General features: G+C 69.6%; 13 protein-coding genes and 1 pseudogene. 7 read left to right on the top strand and 7 right to left on the bottom strand.

All coding sequences use genetic code 11. The features are described from left to right. Positions 1-418: 418 nt before the first annotated feature. A complete protein-coding gene (locus C8258_RS30545) occupies positions 419-4,471 on the top strand; it encodes a Pls/PosA family non-ribosomal peptide synthetase (protein WP_369974848.1) in 4,053 nt (1,350 codons plus the stop codon). Between the two features lie 13 nt (positions 4,472-4,484). Next, the gene (locus C8258_RS30540; protein ID WP_106958089.1) at positions 4,485-5,843 is read left to right on the top strand and encodes a M1 family metallopeptidase; all 1,359 of its coding nucleotides are present in this window, start codon (positions 4,485-4,487) and stop codon (positions 5,841-5,843) included. Between the two features lie 50 nt (positions 5,844-5,893). On the opposite strand, the gene C8258_RS30535 is transcribed toward C8258_RS30540, so the two are convergent. Next, entirely contained in the window at positions 5,894-6,733 is an 840-nt protein-coding gene (locus C8258_RS30535) for a patatin-like phospholipase family protein (protein ID WP_106958088.1), read from the bottom strand. A 130-nt stretch (positions 6,734-6,863) separates the two neighbouring features. On the opposite strand from C8258_RS30535, the gene C8258_RS30530 reads away from it, so the two are divergent. After that, positions 6,864-7,484, top strand: a complete 621-nt coding sequence (locus C8258_RS30530) for a helix-turn-helix domain-containing protein (RefSeq protein WP_106958087.1) — start codon at positions 6,864-6,866, stop codon at positions 7,482-7,484. Positions 7,485-7,527: 43 nt separating this feature from the next. Then, on the top strand, positions 7,528-8,181 hold the full coding sequence (locus tag C8258_RS30525) for an enoyl-CoA hydratase-related protein (RefSeq protein ID WP_106958086.1): 654 nt from the start codon (positions 7,528-7,530) through the stop codon (positions 8,179-8,181). A gap of 49 nt (positions 8,182-8,230) precedes the next feature. Here C8258_RS30525 and C8258_RS30520 read toward each other — a convergent pair whose 3' ends face one another. After that, on the bottom strand, positions 8,231-11,206 hold the full coding sequence (locus C8258_RS30520) for a crotonase/enoyl-CoA hydratase family protein (RefSeq protein ID WP_233225445.1): 2,976 nt from the start codon (positions 11,204-11,206) through the stop codon (positions 8,231-8,233). Between the two features lie 99 nt (positions 11,207-11,305). Here C8258_RS30520 and C8258_RS30515 point away from each other — a divergent pair, with 99 nt between their 5' ends. Together C8258_RS30515 and C8258_RS30510 are read left to right on the top strand one after the other, a co-directional pair. Continuing rightward, positions 11,306-11,677: a helix-turn-helix transcriptional regulator gene (locus C8258_RS30515; RefSeq protein WP_106958084.1), complete on the top strand. Its 372-nt coding sequence runs from the start codon at positions 11,306-11,308 to the stop codon at positions 11,675-11,677. Then, entirely contained in the window at positions 11,674-12,156 is a 483-nt protein-coding gene (locus tag C8258_RS30510; protein WP_106958083.1) for an SRPBCC family protein, read from the top strand. The genes C8258_RS30515 and C8258_RS30510 overlap by 4 nt, the downstream gene beginning before the upstream one ends. 30 nt (positions 12,157-12,186) lie before the next feature. On the opposite strand, the gene C8258_RS32735 is transcribed toward C8258_RS30510, so the two are convergent. The 3 genes from C8258_RS32735 to C8258_RS30500 form a co-directional block, all read right to left on the bottom strand. Further along, positions 12,187-12,339, bottom strand: a complete 153-nt coding sequence (locus tag C8258_RS32735) for a hypothetical protein (protein ID WP_158271333.1) — start codon at positions 12,337-12,339, stop codon at positions 12,187-12,189. Positions 12,340-12,393: 54 nt separating this feature from the next. Further along, complete coding sequence (locus tag C8258_RS33445) at positions 12,394-12,705, bottom strand: hypothetical protein (protein ID WP_233225444.1); 312 nt, start codon at positions 12,703-12,705, stop codon at positions 12,394-12,396. A gap of 101 nt (positions 12,706-12,806) precedes the next feature. Next, positions 12,807-13,649, bottom strand: a complete 843-nt coding sequence (locus C8258_RS30500) for a MerR family transcriptional regulator (protein WP_106958081.1) — start codon at positions 13,647-13,649, stop codon at positions 12,807-12,809. 536 nt (positions 13,650-14,185) lie between these two features. On the opposite strand from C8258_RS30500, the gene C8258_RS30495 reads away from it, so the two are divergent. Then, positions 14,186-14,497, top strand: coding sequence for a hypothetical protein (locus tag C8258_RS30495; protein WP_199195903.1), 312 nt, complete (start codon positions 14,186-14,188; stop codon positions 14,495-14,497). A gap of 206 nt (positions 14,498-14,703) precedes the next feature. On the opposite strand, the gene mshC is transcribed toward C8258_RS30495, so the two are convergent. Both mshC and C8258_RS33030 read right to left on the bottom strand, forming a co-directional pair. Continuing rightward, the gene (gene mshC, locus C8258_RS30490; protein WP_106958080.1) at positions 14,704-15,942 is read right to left on the bottom strand and encodes a cysteine--1-D-myo-inosityl 2-amino-2-deoxy-alpha-D-glucopyranoside ligase; all 1,239 of its coding nucleotides are present in this window, start codon (positions 15,940-15,942) and stop codon (positions 14,704-14,706) included. Between the two features lie 189 nt (positions 15,943-16,131). Beyond that, a pseudogene (locus C8258_RS33030) lies at positions 16,132-16,339 on the bottom strand (phosphatidylinositol kinase); the annotation flags it as partial.

The raw sequence follows: 16,339 nt of genomic DNA, 5'->3' as shown, positions 1-16,339 counted from the left end.
GCGAGCGAACACGTCCGTCGCCCCCGCGAGACCGTACGCGCGGTTGTGTTGGGACAATAGGGCGGGCCGACGGTGCGACTGTCGGGGGCTGCGCCGGCCCGGACGCGCGTGAACCGGACAGCTGGTGTTTGCGCAACGGTAACCCCAATGTGAGACAACCGGACGTCCGATAGCCGGAACGGGAGAGGCAGGCAGAAACGTGATCGTCGGTTCGCAGTCGGGTGCGGGCGCTACCGATGCGCCGCCCACCGCGCCCTCGGGCAGCGACACGAATGGTGAGCCCCCCGAAGGCCTGCCGGACTCCGAAGCACTCACAGACTCCGCGGCCGCGACGGACTTTGAAGCCGCGACGGACGCAGCAGCCGTGACGGACTTCGAAGCCTCGACGGACGCAGAATCACGCACGGATTCCGGGACCGTGACCGACTCCCGAACCGGCGCAGATGTCAGCCCCTCCGGCCGGACGGTGACCGGCACGGACGGGCAATCGGCCCCCGAGGCCGGCGACCCGGACTCCGGGCAGCGCACGGCGCACGCTCCGGTCTCGTCGCTGCTGCGCGGGGCCGCGGCGGCACAGCCCCGGACACTGGTCGACATCCTCGCCGAAACAGCACACGCATACCCCGACGCCGATGCCGTCGACGACGGCACCGAGATGCTGACGTACCAGGAGTTGCTCGCGGTGATCGACGCGTCGGTGGCCGAGCTGCGGGCGGCGGGTATCCGTCGCGGCGACCGGGTCGGCGTGCGGATCCCGTCGGGAACCGCGCGGCTGTACGTGACCATCCTCGCCGTCCTGCACGCCGGGGCCGCCTACGTGCCCGTCGACGCCGACGATCCGGAGGAACGCGCCGAGCTGGTCTTCGGCGAGGCCGCGGTCGCCGCGGTCGTCACCGCCGAGGGCATCACCGCCATACCGCGAGACGACACCCCCACAACCCGGCGAGACGACACTGCCGCCGGACCGGAAGGCACCGCCACGCGCCGCGACGACGACCGGGTGGCAGCCGATTCCGACGCGACCGGCCCCACCGTCGACGACGACGCGTGGATCATCTTCACCTCCGGCTCCACCGGAACCCCCAAAGGCGTCGCGGTCACCCACCGCAACGCCGCGGCCTTCGTCGACGCCGAAGCGCGAATGTTCTTGCAGCAGGAGCCGATCGGGCCCGGTGACCGGGTGCTGGCCGGACTGTCGGTGGCCTTCGACGCCTCCTGCGAGGAGATGTGGCTGGCGTGGCGGCACGGCGCATGCCTGGTCCCGGCGCCGCGCGCGCTGGTGCGCAGTGGGATGGATCTGGGGCCGTGGCTGGTGCGCCGCGAGATCAGCATCGTGTCCACCGTGCCCACCCTGGCCGCCATGTGGCCGGCCGAGGCGCTCGACGCGGTGCGGCTGCTGATCTTCGGCGGCGAAGCGGTCCCCCCGGAACTGGCCGAACGGCTCGCCGGCACCGACGACCGCGAGGTGTGGAACACCTACGGGCCCACCGAGGCCACCGTGGTGGCGTGCGCGGCGCAGCTCACCGGCACCCCGCCGGTGCGCATCGGATTACCGTTGGACGGCTGGGATCTGGCCGTCGTCGACGCCGACGGCACGCCTGTCCCCGACGGGGAATCCGGTGAACTGGTCATCGGCGGCGTCGGACTGGCCCGCTACCTCGACCCGGCCAAGGACGCCGAGAAATACGCGCCGATGCCGACCCTCGGATGGCAGCGCGCCTACCGCTCCGGCGATATGGTGCGCAACGACCCCGCCGGGCTGATCTTCCTCGGCCGCGCCGACGACCAGGTCAAAGTCGGCGGACGGCGGATCGAACTCGGCGAACTCGACGCCGCGCTGCAACATCTGCCCGGCGTCACCGCCGCCGCGGCCGCCGTCCGCACCACCGCCACCGGCACCCCGATCCTCGTCGGCTACCTGTCCACCGGCGACGACGACATCGACCTGCCGCGCGCGCGGGAACTGCTCGCCGAACGACTGCCCGCCGCCCTCGTGCCCCGCCTGGCCGTACTCGACGAATTGCCCACGCGCACCTCCGGAAAGGTCGACCGTGACGCGCTGCCGTGGCCACTGCCCGGCGCCGACGGCGAACCCGGCGCGGGATTGGACGGCACCGCGTATTGGCTTGCGGGACTGTGGTATTCGGTGCTCGGCGCCGACATCGACGGCCTGGATTCGGACTTCTTCGACCTCGGTGGCGGTTCGCTGTCGGCGGCGCAACTGGTCACCGCGCTGCGCGAACGGCTGCCGCAGATCACCGTCGCCGACCTCTACGACCATCCGCGCCTGGGCGCGCTGGCCGAATTCATCGACGCCGCCGCACCGTCCGAACAGGCACCCACCCGCCACGTCACCCCGACACCACGGCGCGCGCAATGGGTCCAGGTGCTGGCCTCGGTGCCACTGACCACCCTCACCGGCCTGCAATGGCTGACCTGGCTCGGCGTGGTCACCAACATCGCCTCCCGCTTCGGTGCGCTGCCGTGGATGCCGGGACTGTCGTGGTGGTGGGCGCTGGCCGGATTCGCCCTGTTCATCTCACCGCCCGGCCGGATGACGATCTGTGTGGCCGGCGCCCGGCTGCTGCTACGCGGCGTGCGCCCCGGCAGCTACCCACGCGGCGGCTCGGTCCATCTGCGCCTGTGGACGGCGGTGCGCATGGCCGAGGCGGCGGGCGCGGAAAATCTGTCCGGCGCACCGTGGATGGTGCCGTTCGCCCGCGCGCTCGGGGCACGCATCGGGCACGGTGTCGACCTGCACACGCTGCCGCCGGTCACCGGGATGCTCGAACTCGGCGACGGGTGCAGCGTCGAACCGGAAGTGGACCTGGCCGGATACTGGATCGACGGCGACCTCGTGCACATCGGGGAGATCCGCATCGGGCCCGGTGCGGTGGTCGGTTCCCGCTCCACGGTGATGCCCGGCGCGGTGATCGGCAAGAACGCCGTCATCGAACCCGGCTCGGCCGTGTTCGGGAAGGTGAAGGCCGGACAGAGCTGGGCCGGATCACCCGCGGTGAAAGTCGGTCCTGCTGAACATCGCTGGCCCGCCACCACACCGCCGCGCGCGCTGCACTGGGTGCTCGCCTTCGGGGTGACCTCGATGCTGCTGTCGGCGCTGCCGGTGATCGCCCTCGCCGCGGGCGGACTGCTGCTGGCCTGGTGGATCCGCGACGAAACCACCCTGACCGGGGCACTGGCGCACGCGATGCTGATGCTGCCGGTGGCCGCGCTGATCGTGCTCGCCGTCTTCGCCGCCGTGACCGTCGTCGCCATCCGGGTGCTCTCGATCGGATTGACCGAGGGCTACCATCCGGTGCGCAGCCGCGTCGGCTGGCAGGCGTGGGCCACCGAACGGCTCACCGACTCCGCGCGCACCTTCCTGTTCCCGCTGTATGCCAGTCTGCTCACCCCGCTGTGGCTGCGGCTGCTCGGCGCCGACGTCGGCAAGGGCGTCGAGGCGTCGACGGTGCTGCTGCTGCCGAAATTCACCAAGGTCGCCGACGGGGCGTTCCTCGCCGACGACACCATGATCGCCGGCTACGAACTCGGCGGCGGCTGGATGCACATCGGCGGCGCCAAGGTGGGAAAGCGGGCCTTTCTGGGTAACTCCGGGATGACCGCACCCGGACGTCGGGTGCCCAAGAACGGTTTGGTGGCGGTGTTGTCGGCGGCTCCGGAGAAGGCGAAAGCGGGTTCGTCGTGGCTGGGCAGCCCGCCGGTGCGGTTGCGCCGCACCGCCGGCGATTCCGACACCGCCCGCACCTTCGACCCGCCGCTGAAACTCAAACTGGCCCGCGCGCTGGTGGAGACCTGCCGGCTCGTTCCCGTGATCCTCAGCTTCGGCATCGGCCTGGGTGTGCTGTTCACACTGGCCTGGCTGGCATCCGGGCCCGGATATTGGCTGGCCGCCCTGTGTTCCGGTGTGGTGCTGCTGATCGCCGGTGCGGTCGCCGGGGCGTGCGCGGTGGCGGCGAAATGGCTGATCGTCGGCCGTATCCAGCGGGTGGAACATCCGCTGTGGAGTTCGTTCGTGTGGCGCAACGAAGTGTGCGACGCGTTCGTGGAAACCGTTGCCGCGCCGTGGTTCGCGCGCGCGGCCACCGGCACCGCGGTGATGAACATCTGGCTGCGCGGGCTCGGCGCGCGCATCGGACGCGGAGTGTGGTGCGAATCGTACTGGCTGCCCGAGGCCGATCTGGTCAGCCTCGGCGACGGGGCGACCGTAGAACGCGGCTGTGTCGTGCAAACACATCTGTTCCATGATCGGATCATGTCCATGGACAGCGTGACCCTCGACGCCGGTGCCACCCTCGGCCCGCACTGTGTGGCACTGCCGGCGGCGCGCATCGGCGCCGGTGCGACGGTGGGCCCGGCGTCGCTGGTGATGCGCGGAGACACCGTCCCGCCGTCGACCCGGTGGCAGGGCAATCCGATTGCGCCGTGGCCGGATACCCGGCGCGGCAAGTGAAGGCAGGTCGTCGATGAAACTGGGTAGAGGTGGCGCCGAGGCGCCGATCGACGACTATCTGCCGCAGAACGGCAACCGCGGCTACCGGGTCTCACGCTACGAACTGGATCTGGGGTACAAGATCGCCGCCAACCGGCTGACCGGGCGAGCCACCATCACGGCGGTGACCACCGCGGTGCAGCCGCGCTTCGCGCTGGATCTGTCGCAGACACTCAGTGTGGCAAAGGTTTTCGTCGACGGCGCCAAACCCGCCAAATACACCCACACCCGCGGGAAGCTGACGATCACACCCGCCCGGCAGGTCCCCGCGGGAGCGGCACTGTCGATCGTGGTGCACTACGGCGGCACCCCGAAACCGGTGCGCGGACCGTGGGGTGAGGTCGGCTGGGAGGAACTCACCGACGGCGTCCTGGTAGCGAGCCAGCCCAACGGCGCGGCGTCGTGGTTCCCGTGCGACGATCACCCCAGTTCCAAGGCCAGCTACCGGATTTCGATCACCACCGACTCCCCGTACCACGCACTCGCCAACGGCGTGCTCACCGCCCGCACCACCAAATCCAGCCAGACCACCTGGGTGTACGAGCAGTCCGAGCCGATGGCCTCCTACCTGGCCACCATTCAGATCGGGCCCTACCGGTCGCAACGCATCGACGCCGGACGCGCCACGAAGGTGCCGATGACCGCGGTGCTGCCGCCGCGGCTGCGCACCGCCTTCGACCACGACTTCGCCCGGCAACCACAGATGATGGCCGAATTCGAGCGCCGGTTCGGGCCCTACCCGTTCCACGGCTACACCGTGGTCGTCACCGACGACGACCTCGAAATCCCCATCGAGGCACAGGGATTGTCGATCTTCGGCGCCAACCACTGCGACGGGCAGCGCGGCGCGGAACGGCTCATCGCGCACGAACTGGCCCACCAGTGGTTCGGCAACAGCCTCACCGTGCGGCAATGGCGCGACATCTGGCTGCACGAGGGGTTCGCCTGCTACGCCGAATGGATCTGGTCCCAGGCCGGCGGCGGACCCAGCGCCGACCAGCTGGCCCGTGCCGCCCGCCAGAACCTCTCCCGGGCCCCGCAGGACCTCGTGATCGGCGACCCCGGACCGGCATCGATGTTCGACGACCGAGTCTACAAACGCGGCGCCCTCACCCTGCACGCGCTGCGCCTGCGCCTCGGCGACGACGCCTTCTTCACCCTGCTGCGCGACTGGACCGCCCGGCACCGCTACGGCACCGTCGCCGCCGAGGACTTCACCGACCTCGCCGGCCACTACAGCCCCGCACCCCTGCGCGAGCTGTGGGACAGCTGGCTCTACCGCACCGCGCTGCCCGAACTGCCGCAGCACGGGTTGGGTGCGGTCGGCAGCTGAGCCGGATATCCGAGGCCCCGGCGCGAGGCGTCGGTTTTCAGGCGCCGGTCTCAGGCATCGAATCCGACGTCGACCAATTGTTTTGCCGCATCCGCTGATTGGCGCAGGCCGGCCTCATAGGCGGGAGTCAACGCGGCCGGGTTGAACACGTCGAAGCCGAACACGGCCACCGCGTCGGCGTCGGGGGCGAGCGAGATCTCGGTCGCCGCGCCGTGTGCGCTGTCGGCGCGGGTGCGGGGGAACATGTGCGCGAGCGGTTCCATGATCACCACGATCTCCGCGCCGGCGGCCAGGTCGGCATTGAGGGCCGAGCGCACGCCGCCGTCGAAGTAGCGGGATTCGCCGATCGGTATCGGCGGGAAGACTCCCGGCACCGAAGTACTCGCGGCCAGCGCCTGCGGCAACGTCGCCGCCGTGTCGCGGGTCCACACCTGTAGTTCGCCGGTGCCGATATCGATGGTGGTGACACGCAGGTCGGCATCCGGCCATTCGGTGACACCGGCCAGCCGGGCGATCCGCTCGACGTGGTCGCCGGGATGTCCGGCATCGGCGGCCAGCGCCAATTCGCCCATGCGGCGGCGGATTTCGCGGGCGTCGCCGCCCGAGGTCCGCAGCGAGAAGATCTCGGCGAGCCGCCGCGGATCCGGCGCGAACGATTCACCGCCGGGCGCCCGGGTGGCGCCCAGGTGTTCCAGATCTCCTCCGGCCGCGAGCACCGCGCCGACCACCGAACCCGCCGACGTGCCCACGATCCGGTCGACGCGCGCGGGATCGAGCCCGGCGGCACGCAATCCGACCATCACCCCCGCCATCCACGCGATCCCGACGGGGCCGCCACCGCCCAGTACCAATGCGGTGCGGAATCGGTCGGGCGAAGGTGCAGCACACATGAGCGCGACACTACCGGCGCGCTCGCCGCCGCGCAGCGCCTCGGATCATCACGGACCGCGATGTCGGCGGCCTCGCCGGAGTGGCGCACAACACCGAGTAATAGAGCAGTTGCTCTGTTACGGTGAGGATGTGCCCCGCCCTCGCATTCACGATCTCGATGTCGTTGTCGACCATGCCGAAGCGCTCGCCGTGGCCGCCGGTGTGCCGGCGGTGACCATCCGCGCGGTCGCGGCTGCCAGCGGGATGTCGAACGGGGCGATCTACCACAGTTTCGGCTCGCGCGCGGAACTGGTGGCGCGCATGTGGATTCGCGCCGCGCGCCGGTTCCTCGACGTACAGAACGAACTCGTCGACGCGGCGCTGGCCGACGGTTCCGGCAGCGATGCCGCCGTGCAGGCGGTCGTGCGCGCGGCCGAGGCGCCCGCGGAGTTCGCCGAACGGTATCCGGCCTCCTCGCGCCTGGTGTCGATGCTGCGCCACGACGAGGTCCTGGCCGCGGAGCTGCCCGAGAGTGTGGCCGCCGAGGTCCGCGCACAACACCGCGGGCTCGTCGCGGTGATGCGGAGGCTGTCGGCGCACCTGTGGCAACGCGAGGATCGGCGCGCGGTCGAGGTGATCACCGCCTGCATCGTCGATCTGCCCACCGCGCTGCTGCTGTCGCGCGACCGCCTCGCCGACCCCGACACCCGCATGCGGTTGCGGGCGGCCGTCCGTGCCGCCGTCACCGCCGGGCCACCACCGAAACGGTGACCCGCACAAAAACCGCCATCACCGAAAAACCGAAGGAGACCCGATGTCCCCCACCCTCACCTACCGTGACAGCGTCGCCGTCCTCGATCTCGGCACGGACGAGAACCGTTTCTCACCCGAGTTCCTCGCCGCCGTGGACACTCATCTCGACACCGTGCTCGCCGACGGCGCCACCGGATTGATCACCACCGCCGGCGGCAAGTTCTACTCCAACGGACTCGACCTGGACTGGTTGAGCGCCAACGGCGACCGCACGCCGTGGTACGTCGAACAGGTGCAGAGTCTGCTGGCGCGCGTGCTGACGCTGCCGGTACCGAGTGTGGCGGCACTGCCCGGCCACGCCTTCGGCGCCGGCGCCATGCTCGCCCTCGCGCACGACCAGCGCGTCATGCGCGCCGATCGCGGCTACTTCTGCTTCCCCGAGGTCGACATCCACGTCCCGTTCACCCCGGCGCTGGCCGCGCTCGTTCGGGCGAAGCTGTCGGCGGAAGCCGTCACCGCCGCCGTACTCACCGGCCGCCGATTCGGCGGGGTCGAGGCACACGAATACGGCCTGGTCGACGCCACCGCCGCCGCGGGCACGGAGGTCGACACCGCCGCCGCGCTGCTGGCCCCGCTGGGTGCCAAGGATCAGGGCACCCTGGGCTCGATCAAGTCGGTGTTCTACGCGGACGCCTACACCGCTCTGACCGCGTGAATGCCACGGCCGCAACCGGCACCGGTTGCGGCCGTGCGCGTGGCGCTGCTCAGCGGCCCTTCCACTCCGGCGTGCGCTTCTGCGCGAACGCCAGCACACCCTCGGCCGCATCCTCCGACGCCAGCGCACTGCCCGACACCTCGAGCTGGCGGGTGAACGCGACATCGGTGGACCAGTCCGGTGATTCGTCGATGATGCGTTTGCTCGCCGCCAGACTCAACGGCGCGTTCACCGCGATCCGCTGCGCCAGCTCCAGCGCGGCGTCGAGCGCCTTCCCCGATTCGGTCACCTGATTGACCAGTCCCAGCGCCGCCGCGCGGTCGGCGGAGATCGAATCACCGGTCAGCGCCAGCTCCATCGCCACCGCACGCGGCAACCGCTGCGCCAGCCGCAACACGCCACCGCCGACGGCCACCAGTCCGCGTTTGACTTCCGGGATCCCGAACGTCGAATCCTGGGCCGCCACCACCAGATCCGCGGCCAGCGCCAGCTCGCAGCCGCCGGCCAGAGCAGGCCCCTCGACCGCCGCGATCAACGGCTTCACCGGCGGCTGCGCGGTGATACCGAGCGGGCCGCGCTTCTCGGTCATCGGTGTCTCACCGCGCGCGGCGGCCTTGAGATCCATTCCGGCGCAGAAATATCCGCCCGCGCCGGTGATGATCGCGACCTGCGCCGACGGATCGGCCTCGTAGGCGTCCAGGGCCCGTTCCAGTCCGAGGGCGGTGGCCAGATTCACCGCATTGCGCACCTGCGGGCGGTTCAGCGTGATGATCGTGATCGGGCCGCGCCGCTCCACGAGTACCGGTGGTGCGGGCGGGGCAGGCAATTCCACCCGTTCGCGGCCCTCGACGCTGATGTCGTGGCCGGATACCGTCACCGGCAGGCCCAGCAGATCGCCGTCGACCAGTTCCGCGATCAGCTCGGCATCGTTGTTGCGCAGCAGGATTCGGCCGCCCGCGGGTTCGATCAGGCTCAGGATCGCCGCTTCCGGCTGCCCGTCGCGGGCATAGGCGACGGTGTAGGCCTCCACCACCGCCGGACCGTCGTGGGTGCCGCGGGCCGGACGCGCCGGCGGATTCTCGATGACCGGGCGCAGATGCCGGTAGGGCTGGGCGGGCGGCAGCGACGAATACACGCCCAGGGCGTGTTTGGTGACATACCAGCCCAGCGAACTCGCCAGGCCGAAGGTGCCCGGTTCCGCCCGCAACCGCGCCACCATCGTCGCCACCGCGTGGCCGCCGTAATTGTTGCCCGGACCGCCGCCGAAGGTCAGCCCGCCGGTCACCGACAGCGGACGTGCCGGATCGTCGATCGCCAGCCCCAATTCGCGCGCCGCGATCTGCACCGCCACCGGGAAACACGCGTAGAGATCCACATGGGTCAGCGCGTCGACACCGATACCGCTGTGTTCGAGCACCGCCCGGCCCAGCGTCGCGATCGCCGGTGAGGCGGCCAGCTCGGCGCGTTCACTGGTGAACCACTCGTCGTGGCCGGAGGCACCGGCGTGGATGAATATCCACTTGTCCTGCGCGATTCCGGCCTCCTGCGCGGCCGCGGCACTGCACATCACGATGCCGCTGGCCATATCGACGGTCAGATTCGCGCATTCCAGCTTGGTGTAGGGCGTGGAGACCATGCGATTGTCCGGACCGGGGGTGGCGATCCGATCGGCATCGAATTCCTCTGGCTGCCAGGCATATTCGTTGCGCGCGGCCACCGCCGACAGCCGCGACCAGAGTTCGGCCACGGCCTTGGCGTGATCGCCGGGACTGCGGCCGAGCCGATGCCGGTTCGCCGACTCCAGCAGGGCGTACATATTGATCGGCGCGATCAGGCCCGCCGCCGTCTCGGCCGGATTGTTGGCCGGCTTGTCGATACCGATCGATCGGGTCGGCGCGACCTCGGAATCCTGCTGCGGCCAGGACAGCTCGACACCGGCGCGCTGCGCGGCGGCCTGTGTCGCTCCGGCCTCCGCGCCGGTGACCAGGACCATGTCGTAGTCACCGGCTGCGATCGCCGCCGCGGCCTCGTTGATCACCAGCTGACCGCCGTCGCCGCCGAAGGGACTCGACTGCGCGGTGTCGATACCGGCCACGCCCAATCGCTGCGCGACCACCGCGCCCATATCGCGGTACTGCCACGACGTGCACGCCACCGCGAACACCGCGTCCGCGCGGCGCAGCAGGTCCTCCCCTGCTCCGCTGTCGGCCGCGGCGCGGCGCAACGCGGTGACCGCGAGCGCGGCCGGATCACCGTAACCGGAATCCGGTGTGCGCTGGGTGATCTGCCCGACGCCCACCAATACGGGGGTTCGCGGATCGATATCAGTGCCTGAGGCACGGTGCCGGATGGGCTGCGCCGCACGCTTTTTCACCGGCCCGGCCGCGGCGATCGCTTCCGGCAGCCGGGCCAGGGACTGCTCCATCGCCTCGCCGAGGCTGCGGGCCACCGACGCGCCCAGCGGGCCCTCGACCGGCGGGCCGCCCAGCCCGGCATCGAAATACACCGTTGTCTGATTGCCGGAACCGGCGACGGTCAGCCAATATCCCAGCCGCACGCCCTGCGGGCCCTCCCCGGCCAGGGCGAAACCGCGCTCACCGGCCTCGACGACCGTCCAGCGCAACTCGGCAGGGATGCCCATCACCAGCGCCTGCTGTGTGAAGGTCAGGCCCTCCCGGACGGCGCCGGGGGCTTGGCCGCGCCAGCCGGCGTGCAGGGTGAACCAGTCGGCCAGCCGGCTCAGATCCGACAGATAAGCGGCCACCGTGTCGGGTGCCACGGCCATGCTGCGGCGGGCGTGCGCGGATTTGGCGTAGTCGCTCACCCCGGCGGGCGTGAGGTAACCGTCCGCCTCTTCGGCGTGCACGGCCTCGGGGGCGGGCTGTGATCGGGCGGCGCCGACCAGGCCGGTGATCAGGTCACGGGCGATGCGCGGATCTTTGCGCACGGCCGCGAACAGGGCACTTCCCGCCTCGAGCTTGGTGCGTGCGGCGCGGATTCGATCCGATCCCGGCAATGGCGACACCGACAACCTCCTTGTTGCGTCTCGAGACAATTAATCACCCGCTCTTTCGAGGCGTCAAAGACTTGTGATCTGCATTACGTAAGTCTACACTTACGGTTCGTGGGGACTTACCAAGATGGTGCGCTCGACGCTCTCGGGGACCCGACCCGGCGAGCGATTTTCGAACGACTCGGGCGCGGACCCTGCGCGGTCGGCGAGCTGGCCGCCGAACTCCCGGTCAGCCGTCCGGCGGTCTCCCAGCACCTGAAGGTGCTCAAACAGGCGGGGCTGGTACTCGACGAGGCGATCGGCACCCGCCGGATCTACCGGCTCGACCCGAACGGCATCGACGCACTGCGCGGCTACTTCACCCGGTTCTGGACCACGGCGATGTCGTCGTTCCGCGACCGGGCCGAGGCGGCGGCACGCGCCGGGCAGCCGCTGTCGGCCGAAATACTCAGCGGCACAACCACATCCGAGGAGAAGTCATGACACAGCAAACCAGCGACACCCAGGTCCGCGTCGAACTCACCGTCGAGGCGCCGATCGACACCGCCTTCGACGTCTTCACCACCGGCATGGACAGCTGGTGGCCTCGGGAACATCACATCGGCGCGGGGCCGCTGGCGGAAGTGGTGGTGGAACCCCGCGTCGGCGGACGGCTGTTCGGCCGCGAGGCCGACGGCACCGAATGCCCGTGGGGCCGTGTTCTCGTCTGGGACCGTCCCGGCCACTTCGCCTTCTCCTGGGACATCTCCCTGGACTGGAAATACCAGCCCGACCCGGCGCTGACCAGCCGCGTCGATGTCACCTTCACTGCCGTCGACGCCACCCACACGGCCGTCACCCTCGTCCACGGCGACTTCGGCAACCACGGCGAGGGCTGGGAATCCATGCGCGATGCGGTCGGCTCACCCGGCGGCTGGCCCGGACTGGCCGACACCTACGCCCGCGCCGCCGCGGCCGCCTGACTTCCGCGTCCGGGGCTGGTCAGGAGCGAGTCAGGGCGAGACGCCCTCCAGCGGCAGGACCACCGTGCGCCGGACGTGACTGAAGATCATCGAGGTTCGCACGTGCACGATCTCGCGCCGCTGATCCGCCGCATCTCTCCGGTGGTCTTCCAATGCCGGCCATCGCAGGAACCCGATCGTCATTCTCGACGCCACTTCGCCGTCTCGATGAGAGATCCTGCTGCGGTGCCGTGAGGATCAGCCGATGAAGGGATTGCCCCACCCGTCGAGGCATACGCTGATGATCGCCGCTATGCCGGCGGAGCAGGGGATGATTCCGAACCCGGCCAGGAATCGAATCGTTGTGGCGTTCCGCCCTCGGCGGCGCATGCGTATGGTGCTGATGGTCGCGGTCGCTGCCCAGATTGCTAGCGCGAGGATTGCTCCCATCGGGAGGGCCCAGAAGTAAAGCACTCCCACCAGCGCAAGCACACAGAGGACGAACATGGCGAACCCGGCCAAGGCGCCCCCGATCACGTGCCAGCAGTACCCGAACCAGGTCCAGGCCATTCTCCCGATACCCCCGCCGTGCATGCCAGCCTTACCGAGTGGCACTCGTTCGCCGAGTTCTTGGTCAGTTCTTGTCATTTGGGGGGCGGGGTGCGGATTCATCACTGCTCCTGGGCATGATCGGCGGCGAGGAATTGGTCCACGTCTTCGCTGTCGTCCTCGCGGGCTTCGAGCAGACGCTCGCTGAGTACGGGAATCGAGTGGTCCAGCCAATCGGGCCGTTCGCCGCCGACGGGCAGTAGCTCGTGTCGTTCGACGAATTCTTCGGCCAGGTGCCGGACCGATTCACGCAAGGCGCTGACGACTACTCCCTCGGCCAAGCTGGTCAGCTCCTGCAGCAGGGCGCGAGTCCGGTCGAGTTGGTCGGTCTCGGTGCTGCCGACTTGGATTCGGGGCCACAGCGTTCGCTCGAAGATGTCGCCGAAATCGGCTGCGATTTGATCGGTATGTGCACGCAGCCGGACAATCTGATCGAGCACCTCGCTCGGCGGCAAGTCCAGTTCGGCGACCCGCAGGCCACTGCTGAGCGTCCAGCGTCGCGTCTGCGGACGGCCGCGCCGCCACCGGATCAATCCGAGCCGAGTTGCCTTGCGCAGCAAGGCAGGTCGCAGTCCCTTCGGCTTGATCATCAATCGGATATCGCCCACGCCGAGTGGTACCCAATCCTCAGGCCCGCCCGGCAATGCGAGCAAGTCAGCGACTGTCGCCCCCTGCTCGCGCGCGGTCAACAACTCGGCAATCGAGGCGAGTGAGAAGCCTCGGTCCTGCAGACGCTGCACCAGTTCGAGACGTTGCAGGTGGGAGCTGTCGTAGCGTGCGGTGCGTCCGACTCGGCGCGGCGCACGCAGCAACCCCTTCGACTGATACATCCGCACGGTGCTGATGGGCAGACCAACTCGCGCGGCCAGCTCTTCGACGGTGAGGTTGCTATCTGCCGTTCGCATAAGGCGAGCATGCGTGGGATCAATCTTGCTAGTCAATACTATTCTAGTAAATGCTCGAATCGTCGCCGGCCGGTTGATCTTGCTGAGAACCCGTGGACGCAACGCGTTGTCCGGCTGCGGAGCGCACGGCGTTCCACTCGATCAAGAGCGAAAGCCCCCACATTGAGCGAATATTCAGCAGTCACGGAGGCCGACCTCCACCACGCCGACCAGCACCATCAGCGCCAAGCCAAGCACTACCAGCCGAAACCCGCATCCGGGGCACGAAAATAGTTATCTACCAACCGATTACACATATCCGTTGTTTTTTCGGCGAATACTACCACCTCGCGGGGCTGCACGGCCGCGCAAATACGTCGACAAAGTCGTCGGGTCGCTGCCGCTGTTCGGCTGACCCGCCGTGCGTTGCACCGGCTGCCATCTGGCGCTCGGTGTACACGGTGAACAATGGGGCGCGGCCGGTCGGCGCTGCGTCGTGGCGCATCCTATCCGGCCGCGGTCCCGATTCGGGTTTAAGTGTGTGGAGGTTTGTGAGTATGGCCGGAATTTCTTCGGTGCCGACGTCGGCGCTGGCCGCCGGTGGGCTGCTCGGCGGTTTCGCGCTCGCCCAGGCGACCAAACAGCGGCAACTCGGTGGCGTGGTCTTCGCCGCGGCTACCGCGGCCGCGGTCCCGCGCTGGCGTGCGGCGGTGGGCACTCCTGGGGCGGCCGCGCTGACCGGGCTCTCGGTGGGCGCTATGGGCGCCTCGCATCCGCTGGCCAAGAAGATCGGCGCGTGGCCGTCGGTGGCGGTGGTCTCCGGCGCGGTGGCGATCACCTCGTGGGTACTCGCCGACCGCCGCGCCTAAAACGGCCGAGCCGACTCGCACCCTGTGCCCGGTGACGGGCACAGGGTCGTTCTCTTCGGACGGCAGCGGGTGCATTCGGCCGATCCGCAGGTGCGACACCCGCGGATCGGCTATCCGGCCCGCAGTTGCGTTGGCTTGCACCTGCATTCACTGCGAACATGCAGCCGGTGCACCGCGCACTCTGTGCTCAGGCGGTCACCCGATGCTCAGAGGGTGATGCCCAGCAGCGCGTCGACCGCCGTGCGGACCAGTCCCGGCGCCGCGGTGTCCGGACCGCCGTACTCCAGCGCCTGCTGCACCCAGCTGTCCACGGCGGCAAGAGCTTTCGGGGTGTCCAGATCGTCGGCCAGATGCTGACGCAACCGCGCGACCGTTTCCTCGGCCGCCGGACCCGACTCCAGCGCCGCCGCCTGCCGCCAGCGCGCGAGCCGCTGCTGCGCCTGCTCGAGCACGGCATCCGACCACTGCCGATCGGTGCGGTAGTGGTCGGCGAACAGGCCCAGCCGGATCGCGGACGGATCCACGCCGGCGCGCCGCAACTTCGACACGAACACCAGATTGCCCCGCGACTTGGACATCTTCTCGCCGTCCAGGCCGATCAGGCCGGCATGCACGTAGTGGCGGGCGAAGCGGCGATGCGACACCAGCGCCTCGGCGTGCGCGGCCGAATACTCGTGATGCGGATAGATCAGGTCGCTGCCGCCGCCCTGAATGTCGAATTCGGGACCGAGCCGGTTCAATGCGATCGCCGCACACTCGATATGCCAGCCCGGACGGCCCTCGCCGAACGGCGCCGGCCACGACGGCTCGCCCGGCCGCGCCGCCCGCCACAGCAGCGCGTCGATCGGGTCGCGCTTACCCGGGCGCTCCGGATCGCCGCCGCGTTCGGCGAACAGCCGCTCCATCGTGGACCGGTCGTAGCCGGACTCGTAGCCGAACTGTTCGGTGGCGTCGTGGCGGAAGTAGACGTCGCGGTGTTCGGCGTCGTCGACCACATACGCCGCCCCGGCGGCCAGCAACTTGTCCACCAGCTCCACCACCTCGCCGACCGATTCGATCGCGCCGATGTAATCGCGCGGCGGCAACACCCGCAGCTGGGCCATATCCTCGCGGAACAACTCGATCTCGCCGGTGCCGAGTTCGCGCCAGTCCACCCCGTCGCGTTCGGCCCGCTCGAACAGCGGATCGTCGACGTCGGTGATGTTCTGCACGTAGTGCACCTCGTGGCCAGCGTCGCGCAGGATCCGGTTGACCAGATCGAAGGCCAGATAGGTCGCCGCATGCCCCAGATGCGTGGCGTCGTAGGGTGTGATGCCGCAGACGTACATGGTGGCGGTCGCTCCGGGCGACACCGGGCGCACCTGCCGGTCGGCGGTATCGAACAACCGCAACGGCGGTCCGGATCCGGGGACGGCGGGAACGGAGATTTCGGACCAGGACTGCATGATTCGAGGGTAAGGGTCCGGGCGGGCACCTCGCCCGCCGACCCCGGCTACCGGGCCCGTCGCGGGGTGTTCGCCACCACATCCGACCTCGGCCGAGGCCGCCGATCCGGCGAAGTCAACCGTTGCGCGCCGCGCGCACCGAATGCGGCCCGCACGTCGGCGGATCGACGCGACCGGAGCCGCCGCGGATCAGAACGCCGGCCAGGGAATGGGGCGAGAGCTGATCGGTTGCGGCAGCACCGGATCGTTCAGCAGCTCACGCGCCCGCGCCTCGAGGGCCTCGATCTCGTCGTCGGTGATGTGCTCGGCCAGCGCCGCACCGATCGGGCCCGAGAGCCGGTCGGCGAATTCGGCGATATCGCCGAGCAGTTCCTCCCCCACCGGTTCCCCCGCCCGT

Source organism: Nocardia sp. MDA0666 (assembly GCF_003023875.1).
GTDB lineage: Bacteria > Actinomycetota > Actinomycetes > Mycobacteriales > Mycobacteriaceae > Nocardia > Nocardia aobensis.
The sequence above is the reverse complement of the archived record's forward strand: the minus strand, read 5'-3'. Positions and strand labels throughout refer to the sequence as shown.